At 50.3% G+C, this 16,467-nt stretch carries 14 protein-coding genes; 9 read left to right on the forward strand and 5 right to left on the reverse strand.

Features of this window, described 5'->3' with window-relative positions; translation table 11 throughout:
• Positions 1 to 2 precede the first annotated feature (2 nt).
• A complete protein-coding gene (locus DFER_RS02160) occupies positions 3 to 716 on the reverse strand; it encodes an esterase family protein (protein WP_012780055.1) in 714 nt (237 codons plus the stop codon).
• Between the two features lie 133 nt (positions 717 to 849).
• Between DFER_RS02160 and DFER_RS02165 the strand changes: the two genes are divergently transcribed.
• Entirely contained in the window at positions 850 to 1,638 is a 789-nt protein-coding gene (locus DFER_RS02165) for an alpha/beta hydrolase (RefSeq protein WP_012780056.1), read from the forward strand.
• Here DFER_RS02165 and DFER_RS02170 read toward each other — a convergent pair.
• Entirely contained in the window at positions 1,635 to 2,660 is a 1,026-nt protein-coding gene (locus tag DFER_RS02170; RefSeq protein ID WP_012780057.1) for an acyl-CoA reductase, read from the reverse strand. The two genes, DFER_RS02165 and DFER_RS02170, sit on opposite strands and share 4 nt — an antisense overlap.
• Before the next feature lie 129 nt (positions 2,661 to 2,789).
• On the opposite strand from DFER_RS02170, the gene DFER_RS29455 reads away from it, so the two are divergent.
• The 3 genes from DFER_RS29455 to DFER_RS02185 all read left to right on the forward strand — a co-directional run bounded on the left by DFER_RS29455 (position 2,790) and on the right by DFER_RS02185 (position 6,070).
• A complete protein-coding gene (locus DFER_RS29455) occupies positions 2,790 to 3,137 on the forward strand; it encodes a 4Fe-4S binding protein (protein ID WP_083769031.1) in 348 nt (115 codons plus the stop codon).
• Between the two features lie 346 nt (positions 3,138 to 3,483).
• Entirely contained in the window at positions 3,484 to 4,683 is a 1,200-nt protein-coding gene (locus tag DFER_RS02180) for a porin (RefSeq protein WP_041734651.1), read from the forward strand.
• 67 nt (positions 4,684 to 4,750) lie between these two features.
• Positions 4,751 to 6,070, forward strand: a complete 1,320-nt coding sequence (locus DFER_RS02185; protein WP_012780060.1) for an ammonium transporter — start codon at positions 4,751 to 4,753, stop codon at positions 6,068 to 6,070.
• 74 nt (positions 6,071 to 6,144) lie between these two features.
• On the opposite strand, the gene mtaB is transcribed toward DFER_RS02185, so the two are convergent.
• Entirely contained in the window at positions 6,145 to 7,473 is a 1,329-nt protein-coding gene (mtaB, locus tag DFER_RS02190; RefSeq protein WP_012780061.1) for a tRNA (N(6)-L-threonylcarbamoyladenosine(37)-C(2))-methylthiotransferase MtaB, read from the reverse strand.
• Positions 7,474 to 7,509: 36 nt separating this feature from the next.
• A complete protein-coding gene (locus tag DFER_RS02195) occupies positions 7,510 to 9,345 on the reverse strand; it encodes an LTA synthase family protein (RefSeq protein WP_012780062.1) in 1,836 nt (611 codons plus the stop codon).
• A 148-nt stretch (positions 9,346 to 9,493) separates the two neighbouring features.
• Between DFER_RS02195 and DFER_RS02200 the strand changes: the two genes are divergently transcribed.
• Positions 9,494 to 11,680: a glutamine synthetase III family protein gene (locus DFER_RS02200; RefSeq protein WP_012780063.1), complete on the forward strand. Its 2,187-nt coding sequence runs from the start codon at positions 9,494 to 9,496 to the stop codon at positions 11,678 to 11,680.
• A 29-nt stretch (positions 11,681 to 11,709) separates the two neighbouring features.
• Entirely contained in the window at positions 11,710 to 12,261 is a 552-nt protein-coding gene (locus DFER_RS02205; RefSeq protein ID WP_012780064.1) for a hypothetical protein, read from the forward strand.
• 92 nt (positions 12,262 to 12,353) lie between these two features.
• On the opposite strand, the gene DFER_RS02210 is transcribed toward DFER_RS02205, so the two are convergent.
• Positions 12,354 to 13,364 carry a glutamine synthetase beta-grasp domain-containing protein gene (locus DFER_RS02210; RefSeq protein ID WP_012780065.1) on the reverse strand — a complete coding sequence of 337 codons (1,011 nt, stop codon included), beginning with the start codon at positions 13,362 to 13,364 and terminating at the stop codon, positions 12,354 to 12,356.
• 394 nt (positions 13,365 to 13,758) lie between these two features.
• On the opposite strand from DFER_RS02210, the gene DFER_RS02215 reads away from it, so the two are divergent.
• From DFER_RS02215 to DFER_RS02225, 3 genes are all read left to right on the forward strand, one after another.
• Positions 13,759 to 14,466, forward strand: a complete 708-nt coding sequence (locus DFER_RS02215; protein ID WP_012780066.1) for an RsmE family RNA methyltransferase — start codon at positions 13,759 to 13,761, stop codon at positions 14,464 to 14,466.
• Positions 14,467 to 14,725: 259 nt separating this feature from the next.
• Entirely contained in the window at positions 14,726 to 15,388 is a 663-nt protein-coding gene (locus DFER_RS02220; RefSeq protein WP_012780067.1) for a DUF4159 domain-containing protein, read from the forward strand.
• Between the two features lie 128 nt (positions 15,389 to 15,516).
• Complete coding sequence (locus DFER_RS02225; protein WP_012780068.1) at positions 15,517 to 16,263, forward strand: acyl-CoA desaturase; 747 nt, start codon at positions 15,517 to 15,519, stop codon at positions 16,261 to 16,263.
• Positions 16,264 to 16,467: the final 204 nt, after the last annotated feature.

Below are 16,467 nucleotides of genomic sequence, written 5' to 3' on the forward strand. Positions count from 1 at the left end.
GATTATTGTAAAACCATGCGGGAGAGGTAGTCTGGAAACATTTTGTTCCAAAGCGGCCAATCGTGTTTTTCCCACCCACGAATATCGAGCCAGTGCTCGATGCCATTGTTGTTGAGAATGCCCGACATCCTGAGGTTGCTGTTCAGGCAGATGTCCCAGTCGGAAGTTCCCAGCACGATTTTCATGTGCCCGAAGCGCCAGCCTTGTTCGTTGGGCATGAAATCGACGGGGTTGTTGAAATACACCGCATCGTCGTAAAACCCGTCGAGAAAGCCGCGGATGTCGAATGCGCCGCTCATGCTCACCAGGTAGGCGACCATTTCGGGATGGCGGAATGCGAAATTAGCAGCATGAAAGCCCCCGAAGCTGCATCCGGCTACGCCGATTTTGCCCACATTGCATTCATGCTTGATATGAGGTACGAGCTCGTTTTTGAGGAACTTGTCGTATTGGATGTGATTGAGGACGCGGTATTCGGGGTTGAGGTGCTTGCCGTACCAGGAGTCGGCATCGATCGTGTCCACACAATAGATCTTGTATTTGCCCGATTCCACCAGCCACCGCACCGATTCGATCAGCCCCATGTCCTTGGCCTGGTAGTAGCGGCCGAGCGTGGTGGGGAAAAGCAGGATAGGGTAGCCCCAGTTGCCGAAGACAAGCATCTCCACTTCTTTGTCGAGATGATGAGAGTAGTATTTAATGTGCTGCTCTTCCAAACAAAGACGGTTTATAGTTGATAATTGAAATATACAAAACAAATCATAGGAAGCAAATTATTAACTTTCGGGTTTTATGTCTGTCCGTAGCCGTGTCTTTTGCCGTGAACAATCCGCTTCTTCCTTAAAAATAATGCCTGTAAATACCACCATATCATCCGCTTTGCTAGGCAGGGAAGTGCACGTAAGCATTGTACTTCCAGCCGGTTTTAACAAAGACCAGACTTACCCGCTGGTGCTTTTCAATGACGGACAGGATTTCAAAACTTTGCAAATGGCCAACACCGCCGAGGCTTTACAGGCGGAGGGGCGGATGGCCCCGTGCGTGATCGCAGGCATCCATGCGAGCGACGCGCGCATACACGAGTACGGGACCGCCGGCCAGTCCGATTACGCCGGGCGCGGGAGTCGGGCGCGGCTTACCACCGCATTTGTATTGCAGGAATTGGTGCCGTTTCTGGCAGAACATTACCAGACCGTGAGGAGTGGAATCACCTATGCCGGCTGCTCGCTCGGCGGGTTAATGGCGCTCGATGCCGTTTGGAACCATCCCGAAACGTTCGCGCAGGCCGGTGTTTTTTCGGGGTCGCTGTGGTGGCGGCAGAAGGCGCTGGATGAAGGTTATTCCGAAACGGACCGCATTATGCACCGGCAAATACGCGATGCCGGCCATCGGGGAAGGCTGAGCTTCTGGTTTCAATGCGGCACGTGGGACGAGTACGACGACCGTGACGGCGACGGCGTGATCGATTCCATTCAGGATACGCTCGAATGCATTGCCGAGCTGGAACGGAAAGGCTATGCCTGGGGCCGGGATATCCGGTACGTGGAAGTGAGGGAAGGGCTGCATAACCCCGAAACGTGGGCCAAAGTCCTTCCCGACTTCCTGGAATGGGCGTCGGGAAGGGGCCGGAAGGCTTAGGCCATGTTGGCGAGGAAGGCCATGGTGTCGATGCCGTCGGCGTAATCCGCCAGGCCGGGCGTCTGTGCACCGCCGAATGGCAGCGCGTCCTGCAAATGCAATGAAGGCTGCGCAACCACGCATTGGATCTTTTCCTCCGACTCCCGCAGCAGCGCTTTGAGCTCCTCGGCAGACTCGTAATGCTGGTAATGCAGCACGCTGATCGGCGACACGAGCGCCTCGCTTTCAGTGGCGAGCAAAAAGCCGTTGTCCGAATGCGCGATGCGGTTTACGAGGTAAATCGACTTGTTGTATTCGTAATTATTAAAAAACTTATGGTGGTGCAGGTAATCCGGCGCCATTTCTTCGATCGCCTGGTAAAACCCGGTAAAGTCATATCCCGCCGGCACAAACACCTTCGACACATTGCGGCAGCCGAGGCCAAAATATTGCAGGATGTCATTGCCCAGTGCGCGCAGTTCCGCGGGTGTCTCCGAGCCGCTGAGTGCAGCTACGGATGTCCGGTTTTTACGGATAATGTTCGGCTTTTTGGCAAAATAATAATGAAAATACCGGGCAGTATTGTCGCTTCCGGTGGCAATGTACGCGTCGGAATCGTTCAGGCGCTCTACGAAATGGATGTATTCTTTGAACTCCGGTTCGATCTCGATCAGCTGTGCGAGCAATGCGCGGATCAGCAGCGGGTCGTCGGAACTGGGTTTGGCGAGTAACGTGTGGCCGCTGATGAGTACGCACAGCGCGTCGTGAAAGCCCACGGCGGGGATGTTTCCGGCCATTACCACGCCAATTTTTCGCGATTGGGCGGGTTCGGGGTAGCTTTCTGCCCAGGTCCGGAGTTTTTCGGCGTCGAGATATTCCCCGGCGATTGCATTCAGCGACAATCGCACATTAGCGGGCGTAAACCAGTTGTTACGGCTTCGGGCTGCCGCCACCCATTCCTCGATCGTTTCCTCATTTGCCGCGTCGCCGATGAACTGGCCCAGACGGATGAACGCATTTATTCTCCGAATTCTTGATATCATTCTACTCTGACTCTAAAAAGTTAAATGGCAAGTGCCGTTTTTATTTTTCTGATTGTTGGGAAACTATAAATAGTTATATTTGTTACCCTAAACAGAAGAATAGCAACAAATATAAACAATCCGGCGACTATGGCTATAATGATAACCGACGAATGCATAAATTGTGGGGCGTGTGAGCCAGAATGCCCGAATACTGCAATTTATGAGGGAGGTGTAGAATGGACTTGGGGAGATGGAACGAGTTTAGATGAGGTGGACTTCGGCGATGGCACCATCGTAAGCGGCAAGGAAAAGCAGTCCCCTGTTTCAGACGAATTTTACTATATAGTTACAGATAAATGTACCGAGTGCGTTGGTTTTCATGAAGAGCCGCAATGCGCGGCCGTTTGTCCGGTCGACTGCTGTGTGCCCGATCCCGACAACGAGGAAGAAGAAGAAACGCTGCTTGCCAAAAAAGCATGGATGCACGGTGAATAGACCCTGCTGAATATAAAAAACGCAAAGCCTGCTCAACAGCAGGCTTTTTTTGTGCCCTTTCGGTTCTGCAAATGGCATTATAGGCATAAAATTTCCTGATTGATCAAGCGCGACGCTTTTAATAAAGTTCTGCACTAGTGAATTTTTGCAGAATTTTCAATTTTAAGGCAAAAATTGAAAAATGGTGTTTTTGTGTTTCAAAAACGTTAAAAAACATGATAAAAATTAGAAAATTGTATTTTTTGATATAAAATATGGTCTTAATATTTGATAAATATAATTTAAGTACAATATTTGATCCAGTAATGCAGCCGGAGAGTAGTATTAACTTAAACAGAATATAATTATGAAAAAAGTCTATTGCACAGTATTATCTTTGATGGTTCCTTTTTTGGGTTTTGCGAAGGCAGAAGAAGATAAAAAGGCGGTGAAGGCCGATACTGCGGTGGTTACAGAGGCCAAGGACGATGAGGAGGTAAAAGGAGCATTCGCTTTCTCGGGCTATCTGGATTCCTATTACATGGCTAATTTCAACAAACCGGCATCCCGCTCCAACATGGGTGCTTCCAATGCACGGGTGTTCGACCAGAAATCGGGCCAGTTTTCGCTCGGCCTTGTGCAGACGAGAGTAGCTTACACCAATGCAAAATCAGAAGCGGTGGTGGATCTTGCATTCGGACCGAACGCCAACATGGGTAACTACGGCAACGCGCTGTTCAGCACCGCGCTGGCGATCAAGCAAGCATACTTTACATACAAGTTTACCGACAAGTTCTCGATGACAGCAGGGCAATTCGGTACGCATATCGGGTACGAAGTGATCGACGCACCGGCCAACTTCAACTACTCGCTTTCCAACCTGTTCAACAACGGGCCATTCTACCACGCCGGTTTGAAAGCGACCTACGCATTCTCCGACAGGGCTTCATTGATGGTGGGTGTGGTAAACAATGTGGATGGCCTCGGCGACAACAACCGTGCAAAAGGGGTGATCAGCCAGCTGTATTTCAAGCCGGTTGAAAACTGGAACGTGTATGTAAACTACATCGGAAGCAACGAGGCCAACACCGATTCGCTCGGCAAGCAGCCCGACGGTTTCTACCAGGTGTTCGACCTAACCACGAGCTTCCAGGTGAGCGAAAAATTCCTTTTGGGTCTGAATGCCGCTTACGGATCTCAAAAAGGCGATTTCCAGGGTGCAGGTGGTCCTCTTAAAACTGAAACATGGGGTGGCGTTGCGGTGTATGCCAACACGGCCATCACGGAAAACTTCGGAATCGGTGCCCGTTACGAATACTTTAACAACGACAGCGGCGTAAGAGGCCTGCTCACCGCAGCGAAAACAGGAACCAAAGTAAACTCGGTAACGCTTACCGGCAACATTAACCTGGCCGACGGACACATTCTCGTGAAACCTGAGTTCCGCCTGGATGCCTATCCCAAGCTGAGCGGATCGGGCGAAGCGCAGCAGTTCGAGGATTCGGAGGGCGGCTGGACCAAGAACAGCCAGACTACATTCGGATTAGCATTCATTTATAAATTCTAAAACACGACACATCGCATTTCACACGAATACCTTCTTAATCTAATTACAATAACAATAATTTACTACAATGGAAAAACGTAACTTTATCCCACTGATTATTCTCCTGGTAATCAGCATCCTCGGTGCCTTCATCCCAAATGTCCCGACGCAGATCGCGACGGAGGGCATCAATTCCGGCGACACTGCTTGGATGCTCGTTTCAGCCGCGCTGGTATTGCTCATGACCCCGGGTCTGGCGTACTTCTACGGAGGAATGGTTAGCACCAAAAATGTCATCTCCACGATGCTCCAGAGCTTCATCGCGATGGGTGTAATCAGTGTGATATGGGTGGTTTTCGGTTTCAGCCTTGCATTTGGTGACGACATTGGCGGTTTCGTCGGTGACCCTACCACGCACTTCATGTTCAAAGGTGTGTTGGACGGTCCGGTTTGGGGAACCATTCCTTTCGCATTGTTTGCAATGTTCCAGTTGAAGTTCGCGGTAATCACTCCCGCGCTCGTAACCGGTTCAATGGCTGAGCGTATCAATTTCCGCTCTTACGTTCTTTTCATCATTCTTTTCTGTGTGTTCATCTACTCGCCGCTGGCTCACATGACTTGGCATGCGGATGGCTTGCTTTTCAAAATGGGTGTGCTTGACTTTGCCGGCGGTACCGTGGTGCATATGTCTGCGGGCTGGGCTGCTTTGGCCGGTGCGCTTTACCTGAAACGCCGCAAGTCGCTCCTCGATGATCACGTGCTTCCTCCTGCAAACATTCCTTTCGTATTGCTCGGAACCGGTTTGCTGTGGTTCGGATGGTTCGGTTTCAACGCCGGTTCTGCACTTACCGCTTCTCCATTGGCCGTTTCAGCATTCGCAACTACCAACACTGCTGCCGGTGCGGCTGGTTTGGCCTGGGTTTTGTTTGATGCTGCAAAAGGCAAGAAAGTTTCGGCACTCGGCTTCTGTATCGGTGCTGTGGTAGGTTTGGTAGCGATTACACCTGCTGCCGGTTTTGTAACAGTTCCGGCATCGTTGTTTATCGGTACCGTTGCTGCGATCATCTCCAACTACATTGCTCACCTTCGCACCCGCTCCACTTTGGATGATACACTCGACGTATTCCCTTGCCATGGTGTAGGTGGTATGGTAGGTATGCTAATGACCGGTATTTTCGCAACGAGCGGTGTTAACTCACTGGTAACGGATCAGGGTCTTGCATTTGGCGAAACCAAGCTGTTCATTAACCACGTGATTGCATTGGTAGGCGTGTCGGCATTCGCATTCGCAGGTTCATTCCTGCTGCTGAAACTGACGGATCTGATCCTTCCGCTTCGTGTATCGGAGCAAGATGAGAAGGCTGGTCTGGATGTTAGCCAGCACGACGAGTTCCTTGTAGAGGCTTAATCTAAACTATAAGAATAAATGCAGAAGCCCGGCCAATTGGTCGGGCTTTCTACATTTTATAAGACTTGAATTGATTAGTGCGTTAATATCTCTTCGTGTATTTCAGTGACTTCCATCAGGCCTTCCGCATTGATGTGGTCGTAGCGCACTTCTTTTGTTTCGTTAATCAGCAGCGGGTCGTATTTCACGGCCACGCGCACGTAATTCCCTGTGAAGCCGAGCATCTGGCCGTTCTGCACCTCATCTTCAAACAATACTTTGCCTTCCTTGCCGATCTGCGTTTCGTAGAAAAAGCGCTTCTTTTTGTCGGACAAAATGTGCAGCATTTTCGAGCGTTCAGCGCGTTCGCCTTTGTTGACGATCGGGCGGATGGCTAATGCGGCCGTGTTTTCGCGCTCGGAGTAGGTGAATACGTGCAGGTACGACACTTCCAGTTCATTCAGGAAGTGGTAGGTTTCTTCAAAAAGCTCTTTCGTTTCGCCCGGGTGGCCTACGATCACGTCCACGCCAATGCAGCAGTCGGGCATGAGCGATTTGATTTTTGCCACGCGCTCGGTATAGAGCTCGCGTTTGTAGCGGCGCTTCATCAGTCCCAAAACCTTGTTCGAGCCCGATTGCAGCGGAATATGGAAATGCGGCGCGAAACGTTTGGATTGCGCTACAAATTCAATGATTTCGTCGGTCAGTAAATTGGGTTCAATGGACGAAATGCGGAAGCGTTCAATGCCTTCCACCTCATCCAATGCCTTCACCAGGTCCAGGAAAGTTTCCTCGCGCACGCCATTCCGCAGCCCGAAATCGCCGATATTCACACCCGTAAGCACGATTTCCTTAACGTCCCGCGCAGCAATGTCGCGGGCGGCTTTCACGATGTTTTCGATGCTATCCGACCGGCTCTTGCCCCGTGCGAGTGGGATCGTGCAATAGGCGCACGGGTAGTCGCAGCCGTCCTGCACTTTCAGGAATGTGCGCGTGCGGTCGTTGAGCGAGTAGGACGTGTGGTATTCCACCGCATGGTCGATCGTCGAGGCGATCACCTGCGCGGGCTGGCCCGAGGGGGCTTTCTCGAATGTATCGATCAGTTCGACAAGCCTGAATTTCTCGGCAGCGCCCAAAACCGCATCCACCCCCGGAATCTCGGAAATCTCTTTCGGTTTCAGCTGGGCATAGCAGCCAATGATCGCCACGTATCCGTCCGCATTGATTTTCTGGGCCTCGCGTACGATTTTGCGGCATTTCTTATCCGCATTCTCGGTTACCGAGCAGGTGTTGATGATAAAAATGTCCGGGTTTTCGTTGAATTCTACTTTGGTATACCCCTTATCCTCGAACATCCGTCCGATGGAAGAGCTCTCCGAGTAGTTCAGCTTGCACCCTAATGTATAAAAAGCGACTTTCTTCATTGTTTTGAAATATCCTGCAAAATTACAGCTTTATGATCAACGCTTTAAATAATCTGCGAAAGAAGATTGCAGGTAGGCTTTTGCAAGGCCCTCTTCCTGTGCGGATAATGCGCCATTTTTCTCGGTAATGTTCCCGCCGATGTTGTCCCGGACGGTGAACCCGTTCGGACGCATCCAGCCCAGGCCGTTATTGAATGCGAAATAGGCAAAATCGTGGCGGCCTTGTTTGAAAATGTCGTTACTCCACACAAAAGTTCCGGAGGGCAACCGCATTTGGTTCAGCAGCGTGGCCGCGAGGTCGGTTTGCGAGGCGAGCGTATCCACGCGCGAGGGCGCGGCCGCAAGCGCGCCGCCGAGCCAAAGCATGGGAATGTGGAATTCCGAAGGCTTGTCTTTCCGCGTTTCAGGCAATGGGTGGCCGTGGTCGGCGATGATGACCACGAGCGTGTTGCCCCACCATGATTTGGTTTTGGCCTCGCGGAGGAATGCGCTGAGGGACTCGTCGGTATAATGTAATGCGTTCAGGAACAAATGCTCGGGATCGTTGCCGGGTATGGCCGTTTTAGTCGGCACTTCGAAGGGCTCGTGGCTGCTCAATGTGAACATGGTCGAGAAGAACGGTTCTTTTTCCCGGTCCAGGTCGTTCAGCAGCCTTTTGAAAACGACGTGGTCGTGCGCGCCCCATTTGGAATTCATGTCCTTGGAATCGAAATCGTTGATATCCACAATCCGGTCGAAGCCCTGTTGCAGGAAGTAGGACTTCATATTGGCAAACTCGGTTTCTCCGCCGTAATAGAAGGAGGTTTTCCAGCCGTTATTCTTAAAAATAGTCGGTAAGGAGGGCAGCGAGGCCGTTTTTTTGGGTATTTTAATGATAGAAGCGGTGGGCTGTGCCGGGTAACCGCTCAAAATCGCTACCATGCCTTTGTCGCTGCGGTTGCCGCTGGCGTATATGTTGGTAAATAACAGTCCTTCCTTCGAAATGCGGTCAAATTCGGGCGTGACACCGCTTATTCCTCCCAGCGACCCCACGGCTTTCGACGTAAAACTCTCCCAGATAATGACAAGCACATTCTTTTTGCCTGTCGTGTCGATCACCTGCCGGGTAGCACCGCCGGGCCGGTACAGGTCAGCCACGATCTCATTTGCTTCGGCGTCCTCCGTGTATTTGAATGGATTTTTATTGGAATAACCCTGGCTAATCAGCGAACGCGTATAATTCCAGGGTACATTCACGGCTGCGTAATTGGCAAAACTCTTATCACTGAAAAACACGGCGCTTTCATTCATAGGCGCGAGCTGGAAACCGCCGCGAATAGGAATAATAAGGCTGCCGGCAATGACCAGGAATGCCGGTATCACCACTATATGCGCCACCTGTCGGAAAAGTCCGGCGGTCCGACGGATGATGGTTTGTAGAAGCCGGTTCACGCCAAAAAGGAGCACAATCAGCAGGATGACCAGCGGCACCACCGGCGCGGCGCCCATGGATGCCATGGCCTCGGCGGGCGTTTCGAGGTAATGCAGCGAGGTCGCATCAATGCGGAAACCCCACGCGCGGAACAGTTCCAGGTCGATCACCGTGAGCAGCGTGATGAGCGTTACGACCACTGCGGTATATACGGACATTGTTTTGCGGTACCATTCCCAGCGCCGGCCGGTGAAAATCAGGAGCAATGTCGGGATCGCGAGAATGTATGCGGCGAAGGAAATGTCCATCGGCAGCCCGTGGCCCGCGCTGGCAACCCATAGCGAGCAAGGCAGTTCGAGGGCCTTTTTATAATGGTATGCCAGGAAAATGACCCGGAAAAACTGGAAGATAACGACCCAGGCCAGCCCGTACAAGGCGATAAATTCTAATCTCTTACGCATTGGTGTCTTTGAACAATTTGCAAAGTTCTTAAAAATGCGTTAACCTGTGGTAACCGTTGGGCAGCTATTGTGAAAATCTGGAAGCGAATTGTTGTTCGTAATGGTAAATAAATAATTTTGAGGAGAATTAATATAAATCAATAAATACATGACGTTTCGTTCCAAAGCTTTTGAGATCGCGCAAGGCCGCGTCTCGCCTGTTTTGACCCCTCCCACAGAAAAAGTAGCCGACCTTTATGGCAGCAATACATTCAGTGATGATGTAATGAAAACCCTGCTTTCGGCAGAGGCTTATACCAAAATTTCCAATGCGATCCGTTCCGGCTCGACGATCGACCGCGAAGTGGCCGAGGAGGTTGCCGCGGCCATGAAATCGTGGGCCATTTCCAAAGGCGCTACGCATTATACGCACTGGTTTCAGCCCCTCACAGGCACCACGGCCGAAAAACACGATTCGTTTTTTGACCTAACCATCGACGGTAAAGCGGTAGAGAAGTTCAAAGGCAGCGCATTGGTGCAGCAGGAGCCGGATGCTTCCTCGTTCCCGAGCGGCGGCTTGCGCGCGACATTCGAGGCGCGCGGCTACACCGGCTGGGACCCCAGTTCGCCCGCATTTCTGATGGATAATGGCGCCGGCGGAAAAACGTTGTGTATCCCTTCAGTATTCATTTCCTACAATGGCGAAGCGCTTGATTACAAAGCGCCGCTGCTGCGCTCGCTGATGATGCTCGACAAGGCTGCCACGGGTGTTTGCCAGTTTTTCAACCGCGATGTTTCGAAAGTGACGCCTACGCTTGGTATCGAGCAGGAGTATTTTTTGGTGGATAAAGCATTGTATTACGCACGTCCGGACTTGCTCATGTCCGGCCGGACGGTGTTCGGGCATAATCCCGCCCGCGGCCAGCAGCTCGACGACCACTATTTTGGGTCAATCTCGCCGCGTGTGAATGCATTCATGGTGGATTTCGAATTCGAGGCATTGAAATTGGGCATCCCGGTCCGCACCCGCCACAACGAGGTAGCGCCCGGCCAGTTTGAATGCGCGCCGACGTTCGAAGAAGTGAACCTCGCGATCGACCACAATGCATTGCTGATGGATTTGATGCAAAAAGTAGGCGATAAGCATAATTTCCAGGTGCTTTTCCATGAAAAACCATTTGCAGGCATTAATGGCAGCGGAAAGCACAACAACTGGTCGCTGTCTACGGACACAGGCATTAATCTGCTCGCCCCGACTTCGAAACCCAAAGAAAACCTGCGCTTCCTGACGTTCCTGATGAATGTCGTGAAAGCGGTTCACGATCATGCGGACCTGCTACGCGCGTCGATTTCATCCGCTGGAAACGAGCACCGCCTGGGCGCGAACGAAGCGCCGCCGTCGATTGTGTCGGTATTCCTGGGCGGCGATCTGACGTCGATGCTCGAAGAACTGGTTAACAAAGGAGAGATTACGCTCGAAAAAGGCGAAAACTTTTACTACAAACTGGGCATAACCCGCATTCCGAACCTCCAACGCGACAATACCGACCGCAACCGGACTTCGCCATTCTGTTTTACGGGTAATAAGTTCGAATACCGGGCTGTGGGCAGTTCTCAGAACAGCGCTTCGCCGATGATTATCCTGAACACGATTGTGGCCAACCAGCTGCTCGATTTCAAGAAGGAGATGGACGAACGCCTGGCGGCAGGAGAAGAAAAGAAAGTGGCGACGGTAGAAATCCTGAAACGCTATTTCCTGGAATCAAAAAACATTCTTTTTGAAGGCAACGGCTATTCCGACGAGTGGATCGAAGAGGCTGCGAAACGCGGCCTAAGCAACATCCGCGAGACTTACGACGCATTGTATGCCTATAAAACGGATCACACCATTGCCGTTTTCGAAAGAACCGGCGTGCTGAGCTCCCGCGAGCTGCATGCGCGCTACGAGATCGAGCTGGAAAATTATGTAAAGAAGTTGCAGATCGAATCGCGCGTGATCGGCGATCTTGCCCTAAACCACATTGTGTCGACGGTGGTGAAATACCAGTTCAAACTCGCCCAAACGGCCCGCTCGCTCACCGACCTCGAAATGCTCGAAGAGGCCGAGCCGATCAAGGAAATCATCCGCGACATTTCGTCGCACGTGGTGGTGATCAAGAAGCTGGTGCACGAAATGACCGAAAGCCGCAAAAAAGCGAACAACCTGGAAGACCTTTTCGAGCGGGCCAAATGCTACGGTTCGGAGGTGAAGGGGCATTTTGATGAGATCCGGTACCACGTGGACAAGCTCGAATTGTTGATCGACGATGAAGACTGGCCGTTGGCAAAATACCGCGAAATGTTATTTTTGGAGTAGTTTTGTAATTGAAACCAATAAAAGAGAATATGAATCCGGGATTTGATCCAGAAGAAATCGCGCTGCTTAAAGAGGAATGCAAAGCCGAGAATTCGAACTTTATATATGTAGAGGACGAGTTTGAGGACGACGACGATAACAACGAGCATGCGCACGTGCAGTTTGTTGGCACGTACAAAAACCAGGAGGTGATCTTCGACGCACTCATTTACACGCTGCGCCTGCATCACTCCACGCTCGTCTACGACGAAGCATTGGAAAGGCTCAAAAAGGAAATGCCTAACTACATTTCCCAGGACGAGCGCCCCGCCAACTATAAGATCAGCGAGGAACAGGAAGACGAGGCAGAGCTTTTGCTTACCGAGTTTATCGAGGAAATCGAAGAGAACGAGGAGATCACCGTCCGCGAGCATGTGGAAATCGACGACAAGTTCGAGTACGGTGTCGGCCTGGAAGTAGGACTCAATAAAACGGAGATCAACGACAAGGTGATCAGCGACTTTATCGAAGCTTATACAGCAGGCAAGGTGGAGCTCGATCCGACCTTATTCTCGTTCACGGGTAGCGAGGATGAAGATTGATCGGACGAACCATTTGAAATGGTTGTGACGTACAACATAAAAACGGCCACCTTTTGGGTGGCCGTTTTGCATTAATATGGTCGTTCTGCGGATTAGATAGCAGATTTAACAGTCTTGATAATACGAGCTGCCACTTTGTAAGGATCAGCAGCAGAGTTTGGACGACGGTCTTCGAGGTATCCGCTCCATCCTTTTTGAGGAACAAGAACAGGGATACGGATAGAAGCACCACGGTCGGAAACGCCGTAGCTGAAATCGTGGATAGAAGCAGTTTCGTGCTTTCCAGTCAGACGGAGGTGGTTGTCAGCACCGTAAACGTCGATGTGCTCTTTCACAACCGGACGGAATGCTTCACAAATTTTGTCGAAAGTAGCTTTGCTTCCGGCAGTTCTCAAAACACCGTTTGAGAAGTTGGCGTGCATACCTGAACCGTTCCAGTCGAGGTCGCCAAGCGGCTTGCAGTGCCAGTTGATGGATACACCGTATTTTTCACCGATTCTTTCGAGCAGGTAACGGCCGAGCCAGATCTGGTCGCCAGCTTCTTTCGCACCTTTCGCGAAGATCTGGAATTCCCACTGACCAGCAGCAACCTCTGCATTGATACCTTCTACGTTCAGACCTGCGTCGAGGCAAACGTCAAGGTGCTCTTCGATGATCTCGCGACCGAAAGCGTTTTTCGCGCCAACGGAGCAGTAGTATGGTCCTTGCGGAGCCGGGTAACCGTTTGCAGGGAAGCCAAGCGGTTTGTTAGTGTCGTTGTCCCAAAGGAAATATTCTTGTTCAAATCCGAACCAGAAGTCGTTATCGTCGTCTTCGATAGTGGCACGACCGTTTGATTCGTGAGGGGTTCCGTCAGCGTTCAATACCTCGCACATTACCAGGTAGCCATTTTTACGCTGTGGATCAGGAATAATGTAAACAGGTTTCAGCAAACAGTCGGAAGAACCGCCGGGAGCCTGCTCGGTAGATGAGCCATCAAACGACCACATTGCGCAATCTTCCAGTTTTCCACTAAAATCGTTTTCAATTTTGGTTTTGCTGCGTAAACTTTGGGTCGGCTTGTAGCCATCCAACCAAATATATTCCAGCTTGGACTTTGACATAATAGTACTAGATAAAGTGGTGACGAATAATTATAACGGCACAATATTAATGCAAAAATGTATTTACAAAAAATAAATGTTAGGAAAAATTAACCTTCCGCAAAATATTATTGCGTTCGTGGTAGTATTGTCAGTAAAAGATGTATTATTCTAATAAAATCCGCCGGTTTCAAAAATGCCTGTTTCGCGGAAAATTTTTGCTAAAATAGGCAAAAGAGGTTTCAAATATGCCTTTGAAACTATAAAATAACAGTAATGTCCAATAAACCCGGTATGGCGTAATAGCGCACCGATAGAACTATGAGGGGATCGTATATTTTGGGAGTTTGCGGATATTTTGTATATTTTTGAATGCCCCCGCGGCTTTTGGTAACCACATCACAATATTGGAATAATGCATTTATTTTACCAGCCTGACCCTCACATTTTTGAACTCGACGAGGAGGAAGCAAGGCACAGTTCGAAGGTTTTAAGGCTTGGCTCGGGTGATATTATCCAGGTCACCAATGGGAAAGGCCTGCTTCAAAAATGCCGGCTCAACATCCAGGGACGAAGGGTAGGATATGAGGTGATCGAATCGAAAACTGCCGAGCGCAGGCCATTTGCCGTTCATATGGCGATCGCGCCCACGCGCAAAGCCGAGCGGAACGAATGGATGGTGGAAAAAATGACGGAAATAGGCGTGGAGCGCATTGATTTCGTGGTGACCGAGCACACCAATCCCGAAACGCTCAACCGCGTTGTGAACCTCACCCGCCTGAACCGCATCGCGGCGGCGGCTATGAAACAATCGCAGCAATTTTATATGCCGGTCATTACAGTAAATAACAAGTACGAGCCGTTTATTAAAAATGCGGGCGACGAGGTGCGACTCATCGCCTACGTGCCCGAACAAAATACGGTGGAACACGTTTTTAGTAAAATAAAAAAAGGCGCCGACACCACATTGCTCATCGGCCCCGAAGGCGATTTCAGCCCGAAGGAAGTGGAGCTGGCCCTGCAAGCCGGTTTTCAAACCGTATCACTAGGCCCAACCCGCCTCCGCACCGAAACCGCCGCCGTAGCAGGCTGCCACGCGGTGAATTTGGCGCAGGTTTTGTAATGAGTGAATGAGCCGCCGTGGGACGGGGAATGAGTGAATGAGTGAATGGGTGAATGAGTGAATGAGTGAATGACTGAATGACTGAATGATTGAATAGGTCAGAATCTGTACGTCTCTTACTTACGTTGGTAAAAACCCATGTACTCAGTCGAAATTCATCATTCGGTCATTCAATCACTCGAAATTCATCATTCAATCATTCAATCATTGAAAATTCACTCATTCACTCATTCACACATTCACTCATTCACTCATTAACATGAACGCCCGACTCGTCGTTATCGCTTTATTACTCTGTGCCTCGATTGTATCGTCGTTTGGGCAGTCGTCGCTCAAAATCGCCAAGCTGAAATACGGCGGGGGCGGGGACTGGTATGCCAACAAGACGTCGCTGCCGAACCTGATCAAGTTCTGTAACGCGGAGTTGAAAATGAACCTCAATCCCGTGGAGGATGTGGTGGAAGTGGGCAGCCCGGATATTTTCTCTTACCCGTTCGTGCACATGACCGGCCACGGCAATGTGGTTTTCAGCGATGCCGAAGCCCAGAATTTGCGGAATTACCTGCTTTCGGGCGGCTTTTTACATGTGGACGACAACTACGGCCTCGACCAGTTTATTCGCCGGGAAATGAAGAAGGTCTTTCCAGAACTATCGTTCGTCGAGCTGCCGTACGATCATCAGATTTACAATATGAAGTACAAGTTTCCCGACGGTCTGCCGAAGGTCCACGAGCATGACGGCAAGCAGCCGCAGGGCTTCGGGCTGATCTGGCAGGGACGGCTGGTGTGCTATTACAGCTTCGAAACCGACCTCGGGAATGGCTGGGAAGACCAGAGCGTGTACAACGACCCCGAAGAAATGCGCCGGAAAGCCTTGCAAATGGGCGCGAACCTGCTCAGTTACGCGTTCATGATCGAGTAGCGCAGGGGCGGCCTAATGGCGCTGAGGGTTATGGCTTTATTCCAAATTTAGTTTGGGAAATTTCGGTTTTCTAACCTCTGGCACTTACTTTTGTACAAAGTTCAGCATTTTAAATATTACACCGTTCCATGTATATAGTTCTCATTGTATTTGTTGTACATTGGTATTTGTCACTATTCTGTCAAACCTTCTTCCTGCATCGCTATTCTGCTCATAAAATGTTCATAATGAGCAAGCCCTGGGAACGGTTCTTCTATTTGCTAACCTACGTTTCACAAGGTTCGTCGTACCTGAGCCCCCGTGCCTACGCGATCCTGCACCGCATGCACCATGCTTTCAGCGATACCGATAAAGACCCGCATTCTCCGCACCACACAAAGAATGTTTTTACGATGATGTGGGAGACTAAAAACATTTACAATGCCGTACTGAACCGCAAGCGTGCCATCGAAAACCGTTTCGAACGTAATTATCCGGAATGGAGACTGATCGAGAAATTGGGTGATTCATGGATTTCAAGAGCTGGCTGGGGCATTTTGTACATCGTATTTTACGTGCTGGCCTATATTTACCTGGATATGCACTGGGCATTCTTCTTCCTGTTGCCGATCCACTTCCTGATGGGCCCGATCCACGGAGCGATCGTAAACTGGAGCGGACACAAATATGGCTACCAGAACTTCGATAACGACGATAAATCTAAAAACTCCCTGATCTTCGATTTCCTGATGATGGGCGAGCTTTTCCAGAACAACCACCACAAACGTCCGAATTCCATCAATTTCGGCTCAAGATGGTTCGAAATCGACCCGACTTACCCGGTAATCAAGGTGCTGAACAAGTTGAAGATTATTGAAATTCGAAAGAAGCACTAGTGTACTGAGATGATATTGAAAGCCCCTTGTCCATCGGACGAGGGGCTTTTTTGATTACCCGTAAACGTTTTGAACCAACAGCAAAAAAATTGGCAGACGTGAGAGACGCCTGCCAATCTGCTTATTAACACCACAAAAAATGAAATCCTTTGAAATGCAACTTGCGGGTTGAGTTCCTCGCTGTCGACATTACAAATAAGATCA

Source organism: Dyadobacter fermentans DSM 18053 (genome assembly GCF_000023125.1).
Taxonomy (GTDB): domain Bacteria; phylum Bacteroidota; class Bacteroidia; order Cytophagales; family Spirosomataceae; genus Dyadobacter; species Dyadobacter fermentans.